General features: G+C 48.2%; 15 protein-coding genes and 1 tRNA gene. 1 reads left to right on the forward strand and 15 read right to left on the reverse strand.

Annotation, left to right across the window (positions count from 1 at the left end; genetic code table 11):
- Positions 1–395: 395 nt before the first annotated feature.
- The 15 genes from HMPREF0650_RS01080 to HMPREF0650_RS01150 form a co-directional block, all read right to left on the reverse strand.
- A complete protein-coding gene (locus HMPREF0650_RS01080) occupies positions 396–1,937 on the reverse strand; it encodes a sulfatase (protein ID WP_004347621.1) in 1,542 nt (513 codons plus the stop codon).
- Between the two features lie 73 nt (positions 1,938–2,010).
- The gene (gene murI, locus HMPREF0650_RS01085; protein WP_004347623.1) at positions 2,011–2,850 is read right to left on the reverse strand and encodes a glutamate racemase; all 840 of its coding nucleotides are present in this window, start codon (positions 2,848–2,850) and stop codon (positions 2,011–2,013) included.
- A 16-nt stretch (positions 2,851–2,866) separates the two neighbouring features.
- A complete protein-coding gene (locus tag HMPREF0650_RS01090; protein ID WP_040561996.1) occupies positions 2,867–3,388 on the reverse strand; it encodes an OmpH family outer membrane protein in 522 nt (173 codons plus the stop codon).
- 271 nt (positions 3,389–3,659) lie between these two features.
- Entirely contained in the window at positions 3,660–4,160 is a 501-nt protein-coding gene (locus HMPREF0650_RS01095; protein ID WP_004347626.1) for an OmpH/Skp family outer membrane protein, read from the reverse strand.
- 28 nt (positions 4,161–4,188) lie between these two features.
- Positions 4,189–4,701: an OmpH/Skp family outer membrane protein gene (locus HMPREF0650_RS01100; protein WP_004347627.1), complete on the reverse strand. Its 513-nt coding sequence runs from the start codon at positions 4,699–4,701 to the stop codon at positions 4,189–4,191.
- 105 nt (positions 4,702–4,806) lie between these two features.
- Positions 4,807–7,422 carry a BamA/OMP85 family outer membrane protein gene (locus tag HMPREF0650_RS01105; protein ID WP_004347628.1) on the reverse strand — a complete coding sequence of 872 codons (2,616 nt, stop codon included), beginning with the start codon at positions 7,420–7,422 and terminating at the stop codon, positions 4,807–4,809.
- Complete coding sequence (locus tag HMPREF0650_RS01110; RefSeq protein ID WP_004347629.1) at positions 7,419–8,198, reverse strand: isoprenyl transferase; 780 nt, start codon at positions 8,196–8,198, stop codon at positions 7,419–7,421. The genes HMPREF0650_RS01105 and HMPREF0650_RS01110 overlap by 4 nt, the downstream gene beginning before the upstream one ends.
- 4 nt (positions 8,199–8,202) lie before the next feature.
- Entirely contained in the window at positions 8,203–8,886 is a 684-nt protein-coding gene (gene porG, locus HMPREF0650_RS01115; RefSeq protein WP_004347630.1) for a type IX secretion system protein PorG, read from the reverse strand.
- A gap of 19 nt (positions 8,887–8,905) precedes the next feature.
- On the reverse strand, positions 8,906–10,312 hold the full coding sequence (locus HMPREF0650_RS01120; protein WP_004347631.1) for a DUF6242 domain-containing protein: 1,407 nt from the start codon (positions 10,310–10,312) through the stop codon (positions 8,906–8,908).
- Positions 10,313–11,035: 723 nt separating this feature from the next.
- Positions 11,036–11,431, reverse strand: a complete 396-nt coding sequence (locus HMPREF0650_RS01125) for an HmuY family protein (RefSeq protein WP_004347633.1) — start codon at positions 11,429–11,431, stop codon at positions 11,036–11,038.
- Positions 11,428–12,927 (reverse strand): C1 family peptidase, encoded by a 1,500-nt coding sequence (locus HMPREF0650_RS01130; RefSeq protein WP_004347634.1) that lies wholly within the window; start codon positions 12,925–12,927, stop codon positions 11,428–11,430. The genes HMPREF0650_RS01125 and HMPREF0650_RS01130 overlap by 4 nt, the downstream gene beginning before the upstream one ends.
- Positions 12,920–15,088 carry a HEAT repeat domain-containing protein gene (locus HMPREF0650_RS01135; RefSeq protein ID WP_040561999.1) on the reverse strand — a complete coding sequence of 723 codons (2,169 nt, stop codon included), beginning with the start codon at positions 15,086–15,088 and terminating at the stop codon, positions 12,920–12,922. Before HMPREF0650_RS01135 ends, HMPREF0650_RS01130 begins: the two co-directional genes overlap by 8 nt.
- Positions 15,089–15,181: 93 nt before the next feature.
- Positions 15,182–16,768 carry a DUF6850 family outer membrane beta-barrel protein gene (locus HMPREF0650_RS01140; protein ID WP_155813540.1) on the reverse strand — a complete coding sequence of 529 codons (1,587 nt, stop codon included), beginning with the start codon at positions 16,766–16,768 and terminating at the stop codon, positions 15,182–15,184.
- Between the two features lie 80 nt (positions 16,769–16,848).
- Positions 16,849–18,054, reverse strand: a complete 1,206-nt coding sequence (locus tag HMPREF0650_RS01145; protein WP_004347637.1) for a DUF4876 domain-containing protein — start codon at positions 18,052–18,054, stop codon at positions 16,849–16,851.
- Positions 18,055–18,079: 25 nt separating this feature from the next.
- A complete protein-coding gene (locus HMPREF0650_RS01150; protein WP_004347638.1) occupies positions 18,080–20,908 on the reverse strand; it encodes a TonB-dependent receptor in 2,829 nt (942 codons plus the stop codon).
- 841 nt (positions 20,909–21,749) lie between these two features.
- On the opposite strand from HMPREF0650_RS01150, the gene HMPREF0650_RS01155 reads away from it, so the two are divergent.
- A tRNA-Gln gene (locus HMPREF0650_RS01155) sits at positions 21,750–21,820 on the forward strand.
- The last annotated feature ends 33 nt before the right edge of the window (positions 21,821–21,853 follow it).

Below are 21,853 nucleotides of genomic sequence, written 5' to 3' on the forward strand. Positions count from 1 at the left end.
TCTTTTGACAACAACCCGTTTCTCCTTGCATTATTTACAACCAGCCAACCAGTTGGGCGCAAATACGCGAATTATGAGCATGTTTCATAACTCTCAAATACACAAAACATTACAGAAAAATATTTGCTATTACTCTTCTAAAGATGCACTTTAAAGATATAAAGGCATTGACTTTGCAACACAAACTCAATGCTTTTGCACCACAAACCCATGTTAATTGACGTCCAAAAGGGTGTGAAAAACGAGACTATCGCTATGCTTTATAGCCAAAATACGGTTTTTCTTGATTTTCAAAACTGAAAAAGTACGCCGTTTCATCGGTTGTCTTTTCTATTTCAGGAGTTTACGAAAGGCATTTTATTGTCATTTTTCAGGACAAAAAGAAGGAAAGTTGACTATTCTTCGTCCGGCCACTTGCATGGCTTACCCGTACGAATCAGCATGGGACGCTGGGCATTCATGCCGCGCAACTTCTTGCCCAACAACACAGAAAGCTCCTTCACTTTCTGCGGATTCTGCCCGGCCACATTTTCTTTTTCCCCAATGTCCGAGGAAATATGGTACAACTCTTTCCGCCCCGTGGGATAGTCATAAATCAGTTTCCAATCCCCTTGGCGTATGGCACAGTTAAGACTGATGCCCGGTCCGGAGCCATCCCATACGTTCGGTACGTTCCATACGATGGCTCTATGTTGCAGAGCCTTGTCTGTACGTCCTTGCAACGAGGGCACCAAGTCCATACCATCAATGGTCTGTGGCACCTGGTAATGGGTGATTTGTGCCATGTGAAGGATGGTAGGATACAAATCTTCTACCATGATACTGGCATCGTTTCGCACGCCTGCCTTCACCACGTCGTTCCATTTCACGATAAAGGGAACTCGGATTCCCCCTTCATAGAGCGAGCCTTTTCCGCTTTTCAAAGGAGCGTTTTGGGTGTATAACGGTCCGTCGCGCCACTGCTGAGAAGAGGCCAGTCCACCGTTATCACCTAAAAAGATGATGATGGTGTTGTCGGCTTCCTTGTTCTTTTCGAGCCAATCCATGATGTCGCCCAGGCTCTTGTCCATGCCCTCGACCAGCGAAGCGTAAGCAGCATCCTTGTCAGAAAGCCCCCGGCGGACATATTTTGGGAAGAAACGCATGTCCTTGTCAATAGGGATATGCACCGCATAGTGCGACATGTAGAGATAGAATGGCTGCTTGTAACGCTTGGCTTTGTCAAGCGCCTTGAGGGCTTCCTTGGTGAGAGCCTCCGTTGCAAACGTTCCTGTTCCCCAATAAGCTTGCAGCCCAGGGATGGCATTGAGCGCATATGGCTTTCCATCCTTGGTGTGACCGTAATTCAATTCGCTGAGGTAAGTGGCCAAACCACCGGCAGCCGTGCCCGTGATGTTGACCTCGAAGCCAAAATGACACGGATTCTCTCCCGGCGTGTCGATGGCTCCCCAATGCGCCTTCCCACAATGAATGGTGTGATAGCCGTTGTCTTTTAGGAGCTGGACGAACGACTTAGCCGTGGTGGTATGAGCAACCGTAGACACCTGCGCAATGCCGTTGCAGTTCCAGTCGGCAGGCTTCACGCTGTCGTTTCTGGCATCCGTCATCACATCCCGCTGCAAAGTCCAGTTAGTAACACGGTGACGTGCCATGTTCATGCCCGTCATCAAGCTGCAACGCGTGGGCGAACTGACCGGACAGGCGTATGCCTGCGTGAACATCATGCCTTGACTGGCCAACCGCTCCATGTTGGGTGTGTCGTACATCTCGTTGTAGCGTGTCTTCTGATACCAAAACGGCACCGACGTATCCTGCCATCCCATATCATCAACGATGAAGACGATGATGTTGGGGCGGCTGTCTTTCGGCTGCGCACAAGCGGTGCCACACCCCAAGAAGGATGCAGCAGCCATGGTTGTGAAGAGTTTGTTGATCATGAATGAGGTAGGATATGATTCGGGAAGCCCACGCTTGTTTTCTGGTTAGTTTAGTGATACAAAACTGGAAAAATCAAGCTAAATCAACATGATTCACCTGTATCTTTTCATGCAAAAACACTTGGGCTTGCTCTTGAAAACGAATGGGATTTTCGGTTGTAAAGTATTGGCAAGAACCTGTTTTCGTACACTTTTCGTTCATTTCCGGGTGGCGTTTCAGATAGTCTTTCAAGCTGTTGGCCACATATTCGCCTTGGGCGACGATGCGAACGCCAGGGCGTTTGTACTTCTCTATCTTGGGCATGAGCAGCGGATAGTGCGTACAGCCCAAGATAATCGTATCAATCAGGGGATCTTTCTGTGCCAACGCATCCAGTCGCTTCTTGACAAAATAGTCGGCTCCCGGACTGTCTGCCTCGTTGTATTCAACCAATGGTACCCAGAAAGGACAGGCAATACCTGAAACTTGTATATCGGGAAAAAACTTTTGTATTTCGAGTTGGTAGCTCTCACTCTTCACCGTTCCTTCGGTAGCCAGCAGACCTACATGCCGACTCTTGGTGAGACTGCCAATGACTTCGGCCGTTGGACGAATCACGCCCAGTACCCTTCTGTTGGAATCGAGCGAGGGTAAATCATGTTGCTGGATGGTTCTCAGTGCCTTGGCTGACGCGGTGTTGCAGCCCAAGATGACGAGATGGCACCCCATTTCGAAAAGCTTGACTACCGCTTGCCGCGTGAATTCGTACACCACATCGAACGAACGCGTTCCATAAGGCGCACGGGCATTGTCGCCCAGATACACATAATCGTATTCGGGCAGCAACTGACGGATGCCATGAAGGATGGTCAGTCCGCCATAACCAGAGTCGAACACCCCGATGGGGCCTGGCGTTTGAGGCAGTTGAATCATAGGGTGTCTACCGTGATTACTTGCCTCCTTGTGCCAAGAGACTCAGCACTGCGTCATTGAGGTTGTCGCCGTAAGCCATGTCTATGTAGGGCAATGCATCGCCATCGGCGTTCAGTATGAAGGCGTAACCACGCTCCTGTCCCAACTTCCGTATGGCAGCAAGCACTTTTCCCTTGACAGGTGCCATGGCATCATGTTCAGCTTCTGCCAGCAACCGTTGTGCTTCTTTCTTGAAAGCGATGTTCTTTTCCATCATATCTTGCAGTTCGGCTTGGCGTTTCTGCATGATGGTTGGTGCGAAATCACGTTGCCCATCGAGGAATTCTTCATATTTCTTATTGAATTCATCCTCCGATCTTTTGGTCTCCGCATCATACTTTATGCGCAGGTCAGCAATGTTTTTCTGAGCCGTAGCGTACTCTGGAACGGCTTTCATCAAGGTGCTTAAATTGAAATAACCAAACTTAGGCAGCACTTGTTGGGCCTGTGCCACGAAGGGCATCATCAACAAAAATAGAAATAAGAGTTGCTTTTTCATCATCCTATGATTTATGTTGTTATTATCGGAGGGCCATGTTTCCCTCCTCTTCTTAATTCTCTCATGCGGTAACCTGCTACAGGTGATTGCCGTTTGCCGTATGAAAGAAACTGAAAAGAGTTAGCAAACAGTTGTCTGTGTCTTGCACATCAGCCCTTGTCTGCCAACTCCTTTTTCTGCTTAATTAGAAGTTTTTCCAAGTCTACATCTCCTTATAAGATGATTCTTTCAACACGGATGAATCCGGAGAAGGCAGACCGAACTCTTCAAATTACTTTGTCTTGGCCAGCTCAGCCTTTACCTTTGCGGTGACATCTTCGCTCAGTGTCTGACTGATATAAGGGATGCCGGATGTGATGTCCATGATGTAAACATAGTTTCCTGCCTTACCTACGGCCTGAATGGCGTTGACCAACTTGGCCGTGATAGGCTGCATCTTCTCTTGTTGAGCCTTCTGCAAAGCCTGTGAGTTATCGTTGTAAGCCGTGCGAATCTTCTCATTCAGCTTCATCAACTCGTCCTCTGTCTCCTTTTGCTTCGTGGCATTCATGGTCGACTTCGTCTTCTCATATTCCTCAGCCTTGCGCTGCAATTCGTCTTGCATGGCCTTCAAGTCATTCTCATACTGCTTGGCAGTGGCTTCAATCTCGCCGCGCGCCTTCACAAATTCAGGCATATCGTTCATAACCTGCTGTGAGTTCAGATGACCAAACTTTTGTGCAAACATCGACATTGGTGCAAAAAGCATCAACATTAAAATAAGCTTTTTCATTTTCTTTTGTTCTTTATTTGATTAATTATTAATTCGAATAACCCAGTTTCTGCAACACTTCGTTGCTGATATCTATCTTCGGTGAGCCGAAGATGATGCCCGAATTGGACGCACGATCAACGACCAATGAGTATCCACGCAATTCGGATATATCCCTTACGGCGTTGTATATCTCTTCTTGGATGGGGCTCATCAGGCTCTCTCGCTTCTTAAACAGTTCGCCTTCTGGCCCGAAATACTTGCGTTTCAGCTCGCTGGCAGCCTTCTCCTTCTTCATGATTTGCTCCTGCCGAGCCTTCTTTTGCTCTTGCGAGAGAAACACTACCTCGTTTTGATAGTTCTTATACATCGTGGTAGCTTCCGTATTCAGGGCTTCCACCTCAGCTTGCCATTTCTTGCTCACCTGGTTCAATTGTTCATTGGCACGTTCGTATGCGGGGATATTCTTCAACACATATTCCATGTCAACCAGTGCGAATTTTTGCGCACTGATGCCTAATGTCGCCATCAACATTAAGCTCATCAATATTATTTTCTTCATCAGCTCTCCTTTATTTTAATTGTATTATTAGATGGACGTTTTGAAATGTCCTTTCGTTTAGCTATTAAAGAGTATTTAACCCCTGGCAAACCAGTTTTAACTTCCTTAAAATTCTTGACCAAGAATGAAGTGGAATTGGCTGCCACCTTTCTTTCCAAACACTTTATCAAAGCCGTAGGCCCAGTCGATACCCATCAAGCCCACCATGGGAAGGAAGATGCGTACGCCAAGTCCGGCACTGCGTTTCATGTCAAAGGGATTGAACTTTCGGGTGTCATCCCAAGCGTTTCCGGCCTCAATGAAGCCCAGTCCATAGATGGTGGTGTTACCTAAGAGGAATGGATAACGCAGCTCCAGCGACATACGGTCGTATGCATAACCCTCGTAGCCGTAAGGTGTCAGCGAGCCGTTTTCATAGCCACGCAGTCCAATAGTTTCCTCCGCATAGCCGGTAGAATAGCCACTCATGCCATCACCACCCACATAATAGGTCTCAAAGGGTGATTTCTTAAACCGATTATAGCTGCCCAAAAGTCCTAATTCCACACGCGTCATCAAGACAAAACACTTCTGTCCGCCTGACAAAGCCGTATAAGTCTTAGCCTTGAACTTCCACTTATGGTACTCTACCCATTTGTATTTCTCCTGTTGTTCGGCCAGGAAGGTACTCGATTGGCGGTTCAGTGCCAAGTTCTCATAGTCTTTCTTGTCCCACTTAGACCATGGTGGCGTGAGCGAAACCGATGCCGTGAACTCCGATCCACGACGTGGGTACAGCTGGTTGTCCGTTGAAGTACGGTTGATGGAGAGGTTTAAATTCAAGTTGTTGGCATTACCAGTAGTCATCAAGAAGTACTTCCAGTTTTTCAACATATAGCGTGTATAGGCGAGCTGAACCGACAGCGTGAAGTAGTCGTCGGGCCATCTCAGTCGCTTACCCCAACCCAGACTGGCTCCAAACATTTTGATGTAGGTGTCAGGGTCGAGGTAGTTTTCGTAATTATTGTAAGCATAGCTTCCGTACCCATACATGTAATTCATGTAATTGTTGCGCCATGAGCTGTTGTAAAAATTGGTGGACACATCCGTTGACTTTGAAAAATAAGCACCTACAGAGAATTGGGTAGGTCGCTTACCTCCAAACCAGTTGGTTGAATAGTTCATGTTGTACGACTGGTAAAAGCGGCCGTTGGTCTGCACACCCAATGACAACACCTCACCATCTCCAATGGGCAAGATGCCTCGTCGCTCACTGTTCTTATTGAAAAGGTTGCGGATAGAGAAGTTATTCAGCTTCAATCCCACACGTCCAATCAAACCATTTTGTCCCCAACCAAGTGAGAATTCTATCTGGTCATTGCTCTTTTGTTCAAGGTTCCAGTTGATGTCCACCGTTCCATTCTCTGGGTCTGGCTTCACATCTGGATTCACTTTTTCTGGGTCAAAGTGCCCCATGGATGCCAATTCACGTGCCGATCGCATGAGTGCCTCTTTGGAAAAGAGATCGCCCGGCTTAGTCTTTAGCTCGCGACGCACCACATTTTCGTACAGTCGGTCGTTACCATTGATACGCACATGATTGAGTCTTGCCTGCTGATTCTCGGTGATACGCATCTCCAGGTCAATGGAGTCGCCCACGATGTTCACTTCCGTTGGCTGCAAGTTGTAGAACAAATAACCATTGTTCCAATACTTATTACCCACGGCATCATCATCTTCAGTCAGGCGCTTAGACATCAATGTCTGATTATACACATCCCCTTTCTTCATGCCCAGCAAAGCATTCAGATAGTCAGTAGCGTACACCGTGTTGCCCACCCACGTGATATTGCGGAGGTAATACTTGGTTCCTTCATCCACTTTTACCAAGATGTTGACGTGTTTGTCATCCACATTCCACACGCTGTCTTCAAGAATCACAGCATCACGGAACCCGTATTCATTGTATTTTTTGATGAGATTGCGCTTATCTTCCTTCCATCTTTCGGGCGTATACTTCTTTGATTTGAAGATGTTTCCAAACTTTCCCGACTCATGAATCTTCTTAAAGGCGCCCTTGGTGAACAGGGAACCCTTGATCTTCTTATCGCTGAGCGCCTCATTGCCTATAATCTCAATGTGCCGAACGCGCATCTTTGCCTTCTTATCCACGATGACATCCAGGATTACACTGTTCTTGTTGGACACGTCATCCCGCTGCATAATGTCGATGTCGGCATTGTTGAACCCCTTGTCATCAAAGTATTTCTTGGCCAGAAACTTCGCCCTACTGATGGTATTGGGTGTTACCTGTCCTCCTTTGAGCAGTCCCAACTTCGTCTCCATGGCTTCGCGTTCCGACTTTTTCAGTCCGATATAATTGATTTCAGACACGCGTGGCAGCGTTTGCAGATAGATGTTCAGATAAATCTTGTTACCTACAATGGAGTCGGCCGATATCGAAACGTCGGAAAACAAACCATGCTTCCAATAGCGCTTCACGGCATCTGTAATGTCATTACCAGGCACCGTGATGGTCTGTCCTACCGATAAGCCGGAGATACCCGACAGCATATAGTCTTCATACCCCTGCACACCAGACACGGCGATGCCCCCAATAACTACCGTTCGGGGCGTCCCTGCGTAATTGATGTCAGGATGTATAATTTTATCTTGTGCATGAACGGTCACCCCACAGGTGATTGCCGTCGCTACCATCAACACCTTATATATATGATTCATCTTGTTGAATTATTATCAATCTTAATCTGGTCTTCTATCTGACGCTCTGTCTTTCCAAACCGTCGCTGCCTACCTTGGTAGTCCATGATGGCCCGGTGCAGGTCAGCCTCGTTGAAGTCAGGCCAATAGGTATCGCAAAAATACAGTTCTGAATAGGCTATTTGCCACAACAGGAAGTTGGAAACCCGCAGCTCACCGCCCGTCCTGATGAGCAAATCGGGGTCGGGCATGAAAGACGTTTCAAGACGCTGACCAACCAATTCCTCATTAACGTCGTCTGCATGAACACGTCCTGCCTGCACATCCGCCACGATGTTTTGCAGAGCATGGGTCATTTCCCACCGTGCCGAATAGCTCAGAGCCACCACCATGGTCATGGCTGAGTTGGCTGCGGTATGCTCCTCCGTCTCCTGAAGTTTAGCTCTCACATTCTCTGGTAAACGCTTGACGTCGCCAATGACCCGAAAGCGAACATTGTTCTTCATAAAGATTTCGTCTTCCAGTGAGCTCAACACCAAGCCCATGAGAGCCGATACCTCATCTTCTGGCCTGTTCCAATTCTCCGTAGAGAAGGTGTACAGCGTGAGGTACTTAACGCCCAACCGGACACATTCTGACGTGATTCGGCGCACTGTTTCCACGCCTGCCTGGTGACCGAAGCTGCGTTCCTTGCCACGTTCGGCTGCCCAACGCCCATTGCCATCCATGATGATGGCGACATGTGTCGGGATACGTTTCATGTCCAGTTCGTTATTCATCGTTGTTTTTGTAGTCATTCTGTTATTCAGCATCATTATGACACGTTCGACACTTAGCTTGGAAGCTATAAGTAAGCGTCACCAGCAGTGCCGAATAGCCATCGGTGTTCTTGAACAATCCGCTGCTTTTGACCCGATAGGGATCAACCACACCGTCGAGTTTGTCGCTCAACGAGAAGTGCGCCGCCCACTCCAATCCTATATTAACACGGTCGCCAAGCTTGTATTTCACACCCAGTCCCAAAGGTACATGGGCGGTCCACACATCTTTCGGTCCACCCGAAACATACGTACCCCCCACTCCTCCGAAGATGAAAGGGGTGAGCCGTTTGGCTCCCCGATAGTCTCTGCCCGTGCCGTATGGCCAAAAATTATATTCAAAGGTAACGCCCAAGTCACCCAACGAATGATTAAACTCGTAAGGTTTGTCCTGCATGTCAGGATAATAAGTCTGCACATCGGCCGACGAGCCTTTGAGCTTGCCATAGCTACCCTTGGCTCTTAGGGCCATTCGAGGGTTGAGTACCCATCGCCACACAAGCGAACCCATGGGCTGCATGTTCTTCACTACGCTGCCATTGAAGTCGCCCAGATAGGACACCAAGCCCGCTCCGGCCCCCACCTCCATACGATATTCCACGTCGTCTTGTGCCTGCGTTTGCACAGCGGCCACGAGCAATAATATAGAGAGCAGACCTTGACGCATGTTTCGTTATGTTGTATCGCTATTCAGTAATCACCCTTTTCACCACAGGCCAGCCCAACTTGTTGAGCCGTCCCCGCCAAACTTGTCCGGTTTTTCCACAGACAATCCACAGGTAGTGGTCGACATCGGTCGCCATGGCAAACGATGTTTCACTAGAATGAAAACCATTAGGGAAGACCAGCGTGGCATGTTTTTTCCACGTCAAACCGCCATCCACGCTGCCATATATCTCACTAAACGCTTTCACACCGCTGCTCTCGCCTTTTCCGGCACCACCCATAGCCACGAGGTCATCGCCATATTTCACCACCTGAAGGTTGGTCAAGTTGGGTAATGCGAACCGATTTCCGGCCGATGACGTATAACTTGTCCAAGGCTGATTTTCAGCCTTTTTATCGTTCTCTTCAATCTTTCCCCACTGAGAAACACGCTGGTCGGTGGTTCCAGCCATGAACAACTGATTGGCACCCGCATTGGTTTTCGAGGGTTGAGCCACAAAATTCAAGTCAGCCTCTGGCAACAGTGCGTTCGAGGGACTCAAGGTTTCCGTCGTCCAGGTAGCACCTCCGTCGCCCGAAACTAATATTTTATGATCTTCAGTCAGGGCATACAACTTGGCTTCACTGGCACCTACCAGCTGTTTAAGTGCGATGGCAGACACCACAGACCAGTTTTTCGCATCAGTTGATTTCACCACTTGACCGTCATGATAGCCATAGAATGTCTTGCCTTGCAATACTACCTGACGATAAAAGTCACTTGTCACCTGAATGTTGGGCATGATTTCTTGCCATTGGTTTGCCGCCTTTCGCGCAGCCGTATAGACCTTTGCCTCCGCCCCCTTGTTGCCAAAGACATACAAGTTTTCTCCATTCGCAAGTAAGCGCATGGCTGTTAGCTCGGCCAGCTTAGGCTCATTCTTTGTCTGACTGTTCCAGTTGAACGTGTCACCATCCTGCTGGTGAACGTTCACATGGACGGTATAGGTATTCATACCCGTACCCGAATTGTTGTAAACAACAACCTGACGGGGCTTGGTAAAATCGAGTGAATCGGCCGAATTGAAATATTTAATCGTATCGTTGTCAGCGTTTTTGATGCCAATTACACCCGCATTCTTAGCCGAAATGGTCGCTACCACTTTCGAAGCGTCAACACCAACCGGCAACGAGTCGGGATTATAAATTACCCTATTGAGTTGGTCTATGTAGAAACTATAGTCGCTTGCAGCAAAAGTCGTGATGTATGTGCTGTCGGCACCTTTACTGGACTTGGTGTGCATCAAGCGTTTCACGTTTTTAACCGAGAATCCTATAATGGCCGCATCGTCGTATGTCATCTGCTCATCGTCGTTGTCTCTAAGACAAGAAGCGAACAGCAGCATCACTGAGCACAGCATGAGAAGCGGTAAAAATCTTCTATTCATTTACTTCTGATTATGATTTTAGCTGCAAATTTATATAGAATTCCGCAAATAGCACATCTTTTTAAGGCTTAATTATGCAAAATAGTGATTTATAGAACGTTTTTTAAGGTTGTTTAGGGTTTAAGCCGCAGCTGTTCGCAAGCAGGCTGATTACTCACATGCGGCTTCCTATACTTGCAAAGCAGGAGTGCGATTTATCAACTTACATACCGCCAACGACTTGCCTCCATGGAGTGTTTCACACACAAATGAACAAGCGAACAGCATAAAAACGCAAAGCTGCATCTCCAGAAACCACGGCTAACAAGAAAGCAATAATTAACTAAGAATTTATTTTACATTTGCTCTCGTATGCTTCGATTATTTTGAACAAGATGTCCTTCTGTTCAGAAATACGCGAATTTTGAGGCTTTTTACATACCTTTGATTCACAAACACTTATAAGAAAACAGCCAAAATAAGGACTGAAAATCAGGTGCTTTTTTGCCAAAAAACGTGCAAAATCGACCGATTTCATCGTCACTTTTCAGGGAAAAATCAATGCTTTAAGGGCATCAACTCATTGAGTTTGATTTTCAAAACGATAGAGATTGGTGAGAAATGGCTTTCCATGCAACTTTTTTCTCGTATTATTTTTCTAAAATGAGTTATTGAGAAGTGTTAAATTATTGTCGTTTTAATTGACATAAACAAACAAAAATTGGGGAAGAAAAAAGGATATTTTCATTCTATCTCCACACTTTTTACCGTTACCGTCTGCCGTGTGTCCGTTTGGTAGGAAGGCGCCCTTAGGTTGTCAACGTCATCATAATCCACCGGTGTCCACGTGATACCACCCTTCCCTTTGCCAGAAGAACCACTGTTGGTCCGAATCATTCCGTTACAAAAGGCGATATCCCAGTCGGTGCGCAGCATCCACAGGGCATCCTCATGGGTATCGCCCAAGGAGCTGCTTCCCACCACCTCATGGGCAGACAGCGAGACATACGTCCACCGGTTGGGCACATCGTTGACCGTCAACGAGACATCCTGAACGCCACGACCGACTGCATCTTCTGTGGCACAGCCTGCAAGAAGCAGCATCATGCCGGCCAACATCCATAAGCATACACGTTTCATTCTGTTTTATATTTGAGGGTTACTTTTCGGTTTTTGGCATCCGTCTTTTCTATTTTCAATTTAGCTGCCTTGCCATCTGCGGTCTTGAGCAAGAACACTTTGACAGAGGGTTGACCTTCATCGGCATACCGATAAGGCGAAGCACTCACATCAAAGGTTTTGAAGGGCTCGATGGTGAAGACATTGTCACCACCAACCAATTCGACTGGTGCTTTTGGCTGAAAGACATACTCCGTCGGCGCATGCGTACGGTAATCGATGACAGAGACACTTTCCAGACACCCTTGCCCCACCTTTTGCCCGATGGCTGATTTGACGACATTCAGTTTGAAAGAGGCGTATTGCGCTTCCGGGCTGGACATGAACTCAGTGAAGTCCATGGCAAACTCTATGCGGTTTTCCAACCACTTGCCTTGCATGGGCAGGTCGCCACCTTGGTTGTGAAAGGCGTAGCAATAGTGATAGTTGGGCAGTGCGTCACCTTCCCCACGTTCAATGCCAGCCATGGAAAACTTCAAGTCGTCGCGCGAATCATAGCTCAACCGCACCTTGAAGACCACTTTAGGTTGATACCGCTTTGGCACCACACCCTGCAACTCACCGCTGAGCAGACGATTGCTGACACTGGGATCACGGAAGAAATCGTACGGCAGATAAAAGCGGCCATGGTCATGCGCCCACGAGCCCCATGTGTTGGCCACGATGAAGGCGCCTTTGTGCTGCCGCCCTTTCTCGTCCTCGTATTCCACCAGGTCGTCATAGCCCACAATGGTCAGCGCATGAGCGCCGCGGGTAGCCAGTTTTCTCAGCAAAGAGTGGTAGCCTGTTGCCGACGGTCCCTTGTATTGTCCATCTATCTTCCACCCGTCACTCTGCGTGGAAAAGGTCAATATTCCGCCTGGTCTGCTGCCGTTTCCTGCATCATAAAGATAGCGTTTGAGCAAAGGGATGCTGTCATCAAAGACCAAGATTCGCTCCACTCGATTCTGCATGGCCCGCAAGTATTTGTCATAGCCGGTGCACCATCTGAACTGCGAGACGGCCGACCCGCCATAATCGGCCTCGCTCATCATGCCATACCGTTGAGCCAGGTACAGTCCTTCCTCAGCAAACCCTCCCTGGTCCTCACCGCCATTCAGCATATTCCATGAAAACAGATAGTCCATGCGATTCTCGGCGCTGGCCGACGCGTCACGATCCAACAATCTGTTGAGTTCGTAAGTGAGCATGTAGCCAATGGCGGAAGCCTGCGCACACGAGCCACCACGCTGTGAAAGGATGGGTGGAAAATACTTCGTCTTGCTGTTATCCACCGATGTGGGCAACTGAACGGCATCTTCCGCAGCCTCGCTGACGGTGGTACGCAGCTGCCGAATGTCCACCACAGCCTGCGTGAGGCGTGGTTGTGGGTAGACTTTTCGTTGTACAAATTGAGCTTGTACCCGACCTATTCCCACCGCCAGGCACAAGCTCCAACAAAAGATTATTTTATTCATTAATCCGTTTATACGTTTTCAGCGCCTCGTCTTTTACTGCTTGCGTATAACCTTCGCCATTGATGATGCGCTGGCATGCAGCCGAGATAAGTGGACGCTGATAAGAATGTGTACGCCAACCCATGGCCTCCAGCAAAGCTATCTCAACCTGCTCGTTCTTCTCTTGCTCGAGATAGCGCAACAAATCCGGAATCATGGCATGAATCATATAATTGCGCGTGAAGCGTATCAGCTGCAGCTTTTTCTTTACGGGAACGGTAGGATCCAAAATCTTCCGCGTGTCCTCAACCCAGCGTTCTGAAGCATGATCGATGGCATTGTATATCAACGTACGGACAGAGTCTTTATGTATGTAGCACACTTCAGGTCGGTCAAACTGAAGTGCGAACTCTTTCAGGAGCTGACTCTTGGGGAATACGGTCAACGAGTTGATCGCATCGAAATTGATTCTGGCTGACGTGGCATTGGCGATGGCAATGCTGATGAGCTGCGGGATGAGCCGTTCGTCACCGCTCTTGCCCATCATCACCACGGCACAACGCTGCAACAGTTCGTAACTGTCGTTGGCAGCCAGCTGCAACAACTTGATGAAATTGTCGTCTTTGTAATCGCAAATGAGTGTAAAGGCTTGCATTCTGACGATATAAGAGGGCGAATTGCGGTAGATATTCAATAATTCGGCCGATGACATCGCCTTGAGCTGACAAAGAGCCTCCATAGCCAAGCACTGGCGTTCTGGCTGGTCTGACTTGAGTAGTTTGCGCCATGCGCCCTCTTTGTTCTCGCTCACCAACCGGTCTACGTCCATGCCCTTGCCCTCAGTGGCGAACTTAAAGGTGGGATCTCCAATGACATGCAGCTCCAAGTAATGGGCGTACTTCACGACATCACCCACGCAACCGCCATCTGCAATCAGTCCAATGAGTTTGTCTGCCCATTTGTCTTGCAGCGCATTGACGCTGTTTGCGATACACACCACGGTGTTTCCGGGCTGGAAGACATACTCGTTGGCGATGCAATCATTCAGATGAAACGACCCACAAAAGCAGGCATCAATCACCACAACAGGCGTGTTGGGAGTGAACTGGTATGCGCGGAAGTCTTCAAGATGCAGGTCGGCAGCGGCCTCATAGATGGAGTCCAGGCGAGCCAACGAATCACTCTGCGCATGCAGAACCCACGAGTCGGGCAGGTCAAACTTCTTCAAAAGGGCGGTAGACAGCGAGTCGGCATTTTTATTGCGCTGCTTAGCGTGATAAATATGCTCCCTGAGATTGCGCATGATGAAGGTCTTGGCACTGGCTACCGTGTTGGGCAAAATCAGATTGTTGAGGTATTGGGCATCAAAAGAACCGTGATGGTGCAGCATGGCAAGGTCCATATCCTTGCGCATGAGCTCGCTCATCAGTCGCTCCTTCACGGGATTGACATCGTCGTGAGAGATATAACCAACTTGATGGGTGCGCCGTTTGAGCTGTGGAAAATGCTCGAAATAAGATATTTTCTCGTCTATTCGGGCATCTTTGGAAGCCGAGATGTATCCATGTCCATCAAAATAGAACATGTTGTTCAGCTTTCTGTTCGTCCGTTTGAGTGCCACCAGCTTCTGAAGATAGGCCTTTAGCTTGGCATATCTACTGGTTCCACCAACGTCGGTAGGTCGTATTCTTCCCGTGTAAATGTTGGGTTGCAGGCGTTGAGAGCCCCTTGCTGTGAGTGAATAGTAATAATAAGGCGTACCCTCATCATGCCCCACAGACTTGAATTGCAAGGAGAAGTCGTCATAATATCGGTCTGAAGGAACCGACGACTCCTGTCTTGGGTTGGTTTGATTCATCTTAAAGGCAGAGGTGAGATGCTGTGCATCGCGTATCATAGGCACAGGAATGTCACCCACGAAGACGGCTCCTACAATAGGGTCACGCTTCTGATAATAGAGTCTTTGAAGTGCGGTACGGATAGAATCGGGTATCCCCCAGAGGTCAACAACCGTATAAACCTTGAGGCCATTGACTTGTTCTACAGCCTGGGCATAAGCCTTCAACTCAGCTTGGGCATATTGGTAACTTTTGGTATCAACCACAATGGCAAATCCACTCTTGGCCATACCATGCCCTACCAACACAAGCAGGCAGAGCGATATGATGATGATTCGTTTCATTTCAATGTTTTTTAGATGTAAAAAAGTATTCATTAGGCGTTTTTTGATGGTTGCCTTACGCACACTCATTCAGTCTTCTTGGATTTCAATATGTCAAAATTGCATGTAAAGACCGGTACTGATACCCACCCGCGACGTATGCCTAAGCGCACGAGCGAATGCGGCGTCGTCCGCATGAAGCCATGTATCCACCTTGATGTTCAGTCCGACATTCATCCGTTTCAGGGTACGTTGCACGTCCAACATGCCGCCCATGCGCACACGCCTCGCACTTAAATACTCAAATTGAGGAGCGACATAGCGGTCGGTGATGTTACCCGTTTCTTCGGATGCTGATGCAAATTGGCGTTCTGACAATGGGAGATAGTACCCTCCATGGACTGAAGTGTTGAGCGTATAATGCCTCCATTGCACGCTTGTACCCACTGTTGCCTGCATGAAAGCAAGCATCCATGCCTGTTTTTGTGTCCCTAAATCACTGGCATGTTTAATCCATCTCTGTGTTGTTCCTATCTTGCCTTCCACAAAAAATGGCATGTCCAACCGATAACCCAAGTCGGTTGACAACCGATAGTCTTGGTGTACGCGCGCCTTTCCCAACACCTTGTAATCAGTTCGGTTGCCATGTTCGATGTCTGTTACTGCCTTCTGGTCGTACCAATAGCCATCGCCCTGATGCCAATGTACATGCGCCAGAAGCTGATGAGTCGTGCTGCGTCCAGAATGAAAGATAAGCCGGGCTTGTCCTTTCAGGCTTGAAAACTGATAATCTCCACCTTTGAAGACGTAAGCCTCACCACCGTCTACCGCGTTTTCATAACCCCGTGAGAACGCTATCTCTGTGAAACCGCTCCATCGAGAGGCCGTGGGCGTATAGGTAAGTTGGGTACCAACTTGTGTTGTTTGACCGTCATATTTGCGCTGATAACCAGGATTACTGGCTGTAGACCGCCTGAAATATTCGCCAAGTCCTTTCATGAGAAAGAAACGATGGTTGTTAAGCGGATTGACAACCGTATAACTTATGTTTGTACGAACCATTTCCATACCTACCGATACGCCCAAGTGCCAGGCTGCGTTTAGTTGACATTCGGCACCAAGCAAAACGGGGAAGGAGGATGAAAGCGTCTTGGGGCGAGGGTCATCCTGGTCGGAAGAGCTGCCCATCATCAAACCGACACCGGCTCCCAACAACCATTTTTTGGAACATTGCCATGCCAACTCGGCACTCATACGGAACACTTCGGAGGAAGGTTCGCTCCAAACAGAATCGCCCAATACAAAGGGATTGTCCGGCATGAGATAGAATGACGAGTTCCATCGACGGTCTGTCTCCTGCCTGTTTTGATATTGCAGATGTCCACTAAGCTTGACCTGCCTCAAATCTTTGAGCCCACCCACATACACATCCAGCTGCCGTTGCCTTTTGGCAGCATCCACAGCCTTGAACGATCCATTATGTTCGCCATAGGCCACCCTCGCTGTTCCTGCCGTAGACCGCTGATTATAGGCGATGCGAATGGGGTTGTTGCCGGAATATCTGACATTCGTCAACTCGTTCAGATGGTCCTCATGCCATGGGTCATCGGTATGGATAAAGACGGTTTGCGCAACAACAGCCTGCACGAACAACATGCAAGACAGGCAGCACAAGACGCGAATGGATGGAACATGTATCATAAATGACTGAATAAAGGTTCCACCGCCAAGACCTCACGACGACGGTCTTGGCAGCGGAAATGATAGCTGAATGAATTGGATTATTTATCAACCTCCGTGAAAACACGCCCCGGTTGAAGTGGCTGGTTGTTGAGGAAGTCGACCGACGAGTTATTGGTGTCCTTGAAATAAGCACGCCCGTTCACCACTTTCTCCACCTTGCGACGCAGGCATTTGCCCTCCCAAGCCTTGCTGGCCTTGACAGCTTTGGCATCGTCAACAGGCAAGAATTGTGGGAAATATGTCTCTGCATCGGATTTAGACATATCCACAGCATCCAGCACATACTTGCTTGGCATCAGCAAGAATTGCATCTTTGATGTGGTTCCTGGCGTAGTCTTTAAATTATTCTGGTCGGCAGCAAACTGCTTTGGGGTGATGCCAGCTGGCAGTTTGGCCAAGATGTAGCCACCATTGAAGAAGCCTAACCCAAAGGCCTTCATGTTTTTATTGTTCTGGAAGATGATATCCATGTTGGGAGCGGGATAATCCACCTCACCTTTTACATTGTCAATATATACCTCCCACTGTGCTTTCGACAGATCTGGGCAATGGTTTCCCTCCGGAGCCATCTTGCCATGGTCCACTGCATCACTGGCAATCACGGTGCTTTCGCCAGGCTTGAGGGCAATCGACTTACCATCCTTACCTACGGGGAAGGCGATAACAGTGCCTTGTCCACAAGCATAGCGGTCCTTGTAGCCGTTGGCTTGCCAAACGTTCTGCTCCTTCTTTTGTCCTCCAGGATTAGTCATTAGGATAACACCGTCTAGATATTGCACCTCATCAGAGTTGTTCACAATCTCAAAATAGTTATCCAACACATAGCCCTTTTTGCCTCCTGTGGTATAGATTTCCTTGAAGATGAGCGTCGACTTGCGCACCTTTTGCAGCTCAATAGTGGCTTTTTTGTTCGCATAGAGGTCTACTGAGAGCGTCCCTGTGAGGTAAGCATTGGCCTCATCCTTGACCTTTGCCGTGAGCAGCAAGTTGTACTGTCCCTGCGGAAGCGTTGTCGATAAGTCCTTCATATCCCTCAACACCAGGGTATCCTCTTTCGTTTCCTTTGTCAATACCAGCTTGGCATCGCTGATATCGTCTGCCTTCAATCCGTCAGGAAGTTGATAAGACAGCGTCAACTCGTAGTTCGCAATACTCGGCTCATCGTTTTTATTACAAGAAACGAAGCCTAAAACAACGGTCAGCAGCAACAGAGCCGAGACCATTTTTCCAATACATTTGTTCATACTTATTACTGATTTAAATTGTTTTTTATAATTTGATTTTCACTTCCGCACCAAAATAAGGAGCAGGGTACAACTGTGTTCGTGACAGACTGTGAGGATTGGTGTGCCATCGTGACACATTAGGAAAGTTGTTGGCCGTGAATGAAAGTTCGGCCACCTTGCCTATTTCTTTTGTAAACCGCAGGCTCAACAACACCCATGGATGCGTTACATCTTTCTCAAAGTCGTATAGATAATAACGTCCCATCATGCGTTGACGCACGACATCGCGCTCTGCATCGGCCGACCAGGGATAGTAATGGCCGTCCCGCGTGTAATATCCTATAGGCGAGACGCCCAGATATTCACGCCCCTCATAAGTGAACTGATGATAGCGACTCTTGCCATCCGGCTGTCTATACACCGCCCTTTCGCTTTCATACCACACCACTTGTACGGCCGTGGTGAAGACCATTTTGACAGCCGGCACATGGGTAACGAAGCGGAAGGTAGAGTTGACGCGGTCCCGGATGTAGCCCGAACCGTTTGGCATGACAGGAACATAGTCGTAGTTGTAATCAACATACCTAAGCTGGTCTTTCTCATCAGTACGCTCCGTATGGAACCAAGCGCCGTTGATGCTCAAGGATGTACGCAAAAGACTGAGCGAACCCAGGTCTATGCCATATTCTATTCCATGCTTGTGCGACTGTGTATTATTGGTCGGTCGGCTCCAAGTAGACATATCCACCTGCTCAGTTTTGCCGGCCATCATACGCACACCATTGTGCAGATAGCTCACATCCCCTGTCTCTTCATGAAATTTCGGGAGGGCAGCCTCCACGGGCAGGCTGAATTTGGGATATCTATTCCAATACAATCTGCTTTCAAATCCAAACTCATGATGATGACGCTCGTTGTAATAAGTCACAAAGCCTCTGACCTTCCCGATTCGGAAAGTAAGCCCACACTCCCACTTTTGAGTATGCGTAGGCATCAAGTCGGGGTTGCCAACCTGCCCTATCACGTCTGTCTGCAGCAGGGCCAACCGGTCTTCCTCACGCTCACCGTATTTACTCAGGCACACGTTGTCATAATAAACATTGTCGGGGTAGAGATACATCAAGGTGGGCATCTTGTTGGAAATGCCATAACCACCCGTCAAAGAGAGTTCGTCTATCCATGGATTACACGTCTTGTCCAGCAGCGTATACGAAGCATTCAGTCGAGGCTCTGCAACAAACATTCCTCGCTTTCCGCCGCTCTTTCGCTTGTTCAGGAACAAGTTGCTTACCCGAAGGCCACCTTCCACCGTCAGATGCCGCTGAAAAACCTGCAACGACAGCTTGTCACTGACGAATGCCGACAGGATGTTCAGCGCAGGAATATCCTTAAAAGCACGGGGGCGAAGGGTCTGCGTTCCCATTGACTGAGGCGGATTTTGCATGTCGAACTGCAAGCCCTTGCCATGGTTGGCGCTATGAACAAACTCCACGCCCAGCTTTACATTGGTATAATTGGCGGTTCCCAATTGCAGATACTTGTTGCCCACAACCTGACCATAGAGGTTAAGTGGTGCCCCAAGAATCTCGTATTTGGAGAAATAACTCTTGTTCTTGAAGATGGCAGGATGGATGCCCGGCGTGCGAACATCCGTGATGACACCGTCGGGATTGGACACAAGATTGTCGTGTTGGTCGGTGGTTTTGGAATATTGTAACGACAGATTGTACGACAATGCCGAAAGAAAGGTACTGCGCGCATGATATTTTCCGGATACAGACAGGCGCGTTCCAATGTTCTTGTTGGTGAAGCGGAGCTGCATTTCCCGGTATTGTGGGTCGTCTTTACGATTGTTGACGTTGCTGTAAAAAGCCCCTTTAATACTAAAGGTATTACGCCCGGCGGTCTTTGAATACCCTCCCGTGAACGTCAGGCGGTCGTATCCATTGCTATGTTTGCGCGTATCAGCCCACGACTGGCTCCAGTCTGCACTGAAGTTGACTGCGCCTCCGCGTTTCAAGTTGAAGCCCTTTCCAACATAAAGCAGCTTGGAATACGGGTCAGCCTGCGCCTTTACTTCCCACGGCGTATGCCCCATCTTGGTCTTCACGATGAGCATGCCCGACGTAAGGTTGCCATATTCGACTGACGGAATGCCCCGAATCACCTCCACGCTCTCCACATTGCCGGCACTCACCGTACGCAAGTCGGCTCCACGTCCGGCCGTGGTCTGGTCGCCCATACCGTCAGCTTGCGCTCCCGAAGAAGCCCTGAACCGGGCCGTACCCAACACTTGCAGATTGGCATCGTTGCTTACCGGCGTGCCATCCACCACCACAAGAGCGCCAAGCGCGTTGTTTCTGTCACCGTCTATCTCGCGGATATGGGCTTGCGCCAACTTGTTCAGCGTGGGATTCTCAATCAGATTGCCCGGCACCAGTTGCAGGATGTCGGTCACGCTCTTGGGTTGTATGTGCCTGATGGCATCTTGCCCGATGAGCGACTTCGAACCCATAGCTTGCTGTCGGGCGGTAACCTCTACCGTCTTGAGCTGCAAGCCCAACTCACGCATCTGCACCTTGAGCTGTGGCGTATGGGCACTTATCGCCACCGTTCCACTGACCGTTTCGTACCCAACGAACGTGATGCGATAATCATAACGACCGGCCGGAACGTTGAGAAACTCGAACAGCCCGTCCTTGTTCGTAAATGCCACCAAGCTATTGTTGAGGCTGACCGAGGCCAACTCGATGGCCTGGCCATGCTCATCGGTCAACTTACCTGCAAACCGACAGCCTTCCGGCTGTGCGTAAGCCTGGCTCAACAACACGCTGATACTGATAAAAAAGATAAAAACGGTCAATCTTTTCATATGAGAAATGGAATAGGACTGCTGAAAACAACAAAAATTTTTAAGACCATAACTACCAACTATTTTGCAAAAGTACTCGTTTCGCCATTTTCCGACAATACCCAAAAATAGGTATTTACTTGTTTGTCGTCTCACGTGCAGTCACACTTAGCCCTCCAAAAGCCAACACCTACCTACCGCTTGTTTGGCTGATTAGAGCAGAGCGTGACAATTCATCCCTCTGTGAGAACCAGAGAAAGCTACAATAAAGTGTCCTGTTTTTTCATAAAAAAGCGGCCTTAAAACGGCACTATGAAACTTTCAATCTGGAAAAATTCAATAGGCACGCAGGATGCAAACAGGCGATGATTGAGTTAGAAAAAACGAATTTTACCACAAAAGCAATGGTCTTACACCATCAAACGCATCACTTTGATTCGCAATTTACATGCCTTTGCATCACAAATGCATACTGATTGCGCTCGAATATGAATGCTTTTGTCGTTTCAAAACCAGAAAAGCAGATGCTCCAGAATATAAGAAAGCCATAAAACATTGCCATATAGGAAGATAGAAATGCCGCTCATATTTTGCGTATTTGCGACAAAGAGAGGAGTGATTACCAAATACGCGAAATATGAAGAGGTTGGTTGTCAAGAAAATTCGGAACCAAAACCCATTTAATTATAAATTAATATTAGTGGGGTTCATAAGGAATCGCAGTATGAAAGTAAAGCCGCTCAAAAAAAATATCAACGTAAAAATTTGGCGGAAGACTAAAAAACGATTACCTTTGCACCGTCTTTTTAGCGAGTGACGCTTTTTAGGAAGCTTCAAAAGGCGACGAGAAGGCTTAAATGCTTGTCCTATGGTGTAATGGTAGCACAACAGGTTTTGGTTCTGTTTGTAGTGGTTCGAATCCGCTTAGGACAACAAACAAAAGACAAATAAAAAAGAGNGTTACTA

This window comes from Hoylesella buccalis ATCC 35310 (assembly GCF_000177075.1).
In the GTDB taxonomy this organism is placed as follows: domain Bacteria; phylum Bacteroidota; class Bacteroidia; order Bacteroidales; family Bacteroidaceae; genus Prevotella; species Prevotella buccalis.